The sequence below is a fragment of the Aeromonas sp. ZOR0002 genome (assembly GCF_963866995.1).
GTDB lineage: Bacteria > Pseudomonadota > Gammaproteobacteria > Enterobacterales > Aeromonadaceae > Aeromonas > Aeromonas caviae.
Window position 1 is genome coordinate 1 of record NZ_CAWMFQ010000086.1, and the last position, 4,033, is coordinate 4,033.

3 protein-coding genes and 1 pseudogene are annotated in these 4,033 nt (G+C 65.6%); 2 read left to right on the forward strand and 2 right to left on the reverse strand.

Translation table 11 applies throughout. The annotated features are described in order from the left end of the window. A partial coding sequence (gene acnA, locus AACR77_RS04770) for an aconitate hydratase AcnA (protein WP_042880075.1) occupies positions 1–1,893 on the forward strand: 1,893 nt, incomplete at its 5' end. 165 nt (positions 1,894–2,058) lie between these two features. Next, on the forward strand, positions 2,059–3,258 hold the full coding sequence (prpF, locus tag AACR77_RS04775) for a 2-methylaconitate cis-trans isomerase PrpF (protein WP_042880077.1): 1,200 nt from the start codon (positions 2,059–2,061) through the stop codon (positions 3,256–3,258). Positions 3,259–3,362: 104 nt separating this feature from the next. Here prpF and AACR77_RS23095 read toward each other — a convergent pair whose 3' ends face one another. Both AACR77_RS23095 and AACR77_RS04780 read right to left on the reverse strand, forming a co-directional pair. Beyond that, a complete protein-coding gene (locus AACR77_RS23095; protein WP_103242959.1) occupies positions 3,363–3,623 on the reverse strand; it encodes a DUF6719 family protein in 261 nt (86 codons plus the stop codon). A gap of 135 nt (positions 3,624–3,758) precedes the next feature. Next, positions 3,759–4,033: pseudogene (locus AACR77_RS04780) on the reverse strand (alpha/beta hydrolase); the annotation flags it as partial.

Consider the following 4,033-nt stretch of genomic DNA (forward strand, 5'->3'; position numbering starts at 1 on the left):
CTGACCGGCAAGCCGCAACCCGGCATCACCGCCACGGATCTGGTGCTGTCGCTCACCGAATTCCTGCGCCAGCAGAAGGTGGTCGGCGCCTATCTGGAGTTCCGTGGCGAGGGCGCCGCCGCCCTGACGCTGGGCGATCGCGCCACCATCTCCAACATGGCGCCGGAATATGGCGCCACCGCGGCCATGTTCTTCATCGATGGCCAGACCATCGACTACCTCAAACTCACCGGCCGTGACGACGAGCAGGTCAGGCTGGTGGAGACCTACGCCAAGGAGGCGGGCCTCTGGGCCGACGCCTTGGTGGACGCCCAGTACGAGCGCGTGCTGCACTTCGATCTCGCGACCGTGGTGCGCACCCTGGCGGGCCCCTCCAATCCCCACCGTCGCCTGCCGGTCTCCGCCCTGGCGGAGCGCGGAATCGCCGTGGATCTGGACAAGGCTCGCGCCCAGGAGGCGGACGGCCTCTTGCCCGATGGCGCCGTCATCATCGCCGCCATCACCAGTTGCACCAACACAAGCAACCCGCGCAACGTGATTGCCGCAGGCCTTCTGGCCCGCAACGCCAACAGGCTCGGTCTGGTGCGCAAGCCCTGGGTGAAATCCTCCCTGGCCCCCGGCTCCAAGACAGTCGCCTTGTATCTGAAAGAGGCGGGGCTGATGGATGAGCTGGAGCAACTCGGTTTTGGCGTGGTGGCCTTCGCCTGCACCACCTGCAACGGCATGTCCGGCGCGCTGGATCCCGCCATCCAGCAGGAGATCATCGAGCGGGATCTCTACGCCACGGCGGTGCTGTCGGGCAACCGCAACTTCGATGGCCGCATCCACCCCTATGCCAAGCAGGCGTTTCTCGCCTCCCCGCCGCTGGTGGTGGCCTACGCCATCGCCGGCACCATCCGCTTCGACATCGAGAAGGATGTGCTGGGGGTGGTGAACGGCAAGGAAGTGCGCCTCAAAGACATCTGGCCGAGCGACGAGGAGATCGACGCCGTGGTGCGCGCGGCGGTCAAACCGTCCCAGTTCCGTCAGGTCTACATCCCCATGTTCACCATAGAGGAAGACCTGGGCCCGAAAGTGGCGCCCCTGTATGACTGGCGCCCCCAGAGCACCTATATCCGCCGCCCACCCTACTGGGAGGGAGCCCTGGCGGGTGAGCGCACCCTCAAGGGGATGCGGCCGCTGGCGCTGTTGCCGGACAACATCACCACAGACCACCTCTCCCCCTCCAACGCCATACTGCGCAGCAGCGCGGCCGGCGAATACCTGCACAAGATGGGCCTACCGGAGGAGGACTTCAACTCCTATGCGACCCACCGCGGCGATCACCTGACCGCCCAGCGCGCCACCTTCGCCAACCCCCAACTGGTCAACGAGATGGCGGTGGTCAACGGGGCGGTGAAGAAGGGATCCTTGGCCCGGGTCGAGCCGGAAGGCCGGGTCATGCGGATGTGGGAAGCCATCGAAACCTACATGGAGCGCAAGCAGCCGCTCATCATCGTGGCCGGTGCCGACTACGGTCAGGGTTCGTCCCGGGACTGGGCAGCCAAGGGGGTGCGGCTGGCCGGGGTGGAGGTGATCGCGGCGGAAGGCTTCGAGCGCATTCACCGCACAAACCTCATCGGCATGGGGGTGCTGCCGCTCGAGTTCAAACCGGGCACCACCCGCCTCACGCTGGGTCTCGATGGCACCGAGACCTATGACGTGGTGGGGGAGCGCCAGCCGCGCACTGATCTCACCCTGGTGATCCGCCGTCGCAGCGGCGAAGTGATCCAGGTGCCCATGACCTGCCGCCTCGACACCGCCGAGGAGGTCTCGGTCTATGAGGCGGGCGGCGTGCTGCAACGCTTCGCCCAGGATTTCCTGGCGTCGACCGCGCAAAAGGCCGCAAGCTAAATCGCAACCCCGCTCCGCACCTTTGAAAAAGGGGAAGGCATAAAGCACCCTCTCTCTTTGGGAGAGGGTTGGGTGAGGGAACATGCGTCTCCCTCGCCCGACTCCCCCTTCGGGCACCTTCTCTCCAGCAGAGAAGCTTCTTTCACCCTTTTTTGGACGATTTCTATGGCCCACCAACCACAAGTCAAAATCCCGGCCACCTACCTTCGCGGCGGCACCAGCAAGGGGGTCTTCTTTCGCTTATCTGACCTGCCCGAGCGCTGCCAGCAGCCGGGCCCGGCACGGGATGCCTTCTTCCTGCGGGTCATCGGCAGCCCCGACCCCTACGGCGCCCACATGGACGGCATGGGGGGGGCCACCTCCTCCACAGCCAAGTGCGTGATCCTCTCCAAAAGCCAGCAACCCGATCACGATGTGGACTACCTCTACGGCCAGGTCGCCATCGACAAGGCATTCGTGGACTGGAGCGGCAACTGCGGCAACCTCTCCACCGGCGCCGGGGCCTTCGCCATCCACGCCGGCCTGGTGGACCCGTCCCGCATCCCGGAGAGCGGCACCTGTGAGGTGCGCATCTGGCAGGCCAATATCGGCAAGACCATCCTCGCCCACGTGCCGGTGACGAACGGCCAGGTGCAGGAGACAGGCGATTTCGAGCTGGACGGGGTGACCTTCCCCGCCGCCGAGATCGTACTGGAGTTTCTCGACCCATCCGACGAGGGTGAAGACGGCGGCGCCCTCTTCCCCACCGGCAATCTGGTGGACGATCTGGAGGTGCCCGCGTCTGTGATAAAGAGCGGCGTACTGAAAGCCACCCTGATCAGCGCAGGCATCCCCACGGTGTTCGTCAACGCCGAGGACATCGGTTATGAGGGCACCGAGCTGCGCGAGGCGATCAACACAGATCCGCAAGCGCTCGCCCGTTTCGAGGCGATCCGGGTTGCCGGTGCCCTGCGCATGGGGCTCATCAAGCGCCCCGAAGAGGCGGCTACTCGCCAGCACACCCCGAAAATTGCCTTCGTCGCACCCGCCAAGGATTACCGCACCGCCAGCGGCAAGGAGATTATTGCCGGCGAGATCGATCTGCTGGTGCGGGCCCTCTCCATGGGCAAGCTGCACCACGCCATGATGGGCACCTGCGCCGTGGCCATCGGCACGGCGGCGGCCATTCCCGGCACCCTCGTCAATCTGGCCGCCGGGGGCGGCGAGCGCGAAGCGGTGCGCTTTGGTCACCCCTCCGGCACCCTGAGAGTCGGAGCCCAGGCAGAGCAGGTAGCGGGACAGTGGACGGTCACCAAGGCGGTGATGTCCCGCTCCGCCCGCATCCTGATGGAAGGCTGGGTGCGGGTCCCTGGAGATGCCTTCTAGCCCGCTGCGGCATCACACCGACCAGGCCAGCCAGACGAAAAGAGCCCCAAGGCGACTGCCTCAGGGCTCTTTCTTGGATGTTTCAGGCTGTGAAAATCACATCATCATTGTGGTCTTGCCACACACTCCACCTTTCTTGGCACATTGTGCTTCGCGTCCCCGCCGATGAGCCGCTTGACCTGCCCTGGTGGGCAGCGACCGTCATCCACATAGGCGGTCTCCCCAAGGGGCAGCCTGCCTGGGGGCGGATCCTGACTCAGATAGGTGACGGGAATGGGCGCAGGCGCAAACCCACTGCACCCCGACATCAAGAGTGCACTGCACCACAGGGCCAGCATGCCTCCCCTCTTTCCTGCAACCGCCATCGCTCACTCCCTGCCTCTGTCGGGGCACCGACCCGGCGCCCCTCGTTTCGGCAGTCTACCCAGGGATGGCGCCGGACCGACACCCGTCTCCGGCACCGTTGTGACGATTCCAGACACAGGCAAAAAATCGGCTTTTCACGGCTTCGCCCCGTAGTAGTGGGCCAGCAGGGCATCGGCCTCGTCCACGGGGATCGCCATCTGCGGCCAGCGCGCGGCCTTCTCCCTGATGTCCCGCAGACTCCCCAGCTCCGGGCGCAGTGCGCTGCCGAGGTGGCGGTTCAGGGCATCAAAGCGGGCGATCACACCCTGTCGGCTGAAGTGCCCGGGCGCCAGATCCAGCCGGTAGCCCTGAAACAGCCACTGGAGTCCCTGATAGACGGCGGGGTGGTAGACGCTGTGGTGATACTGTG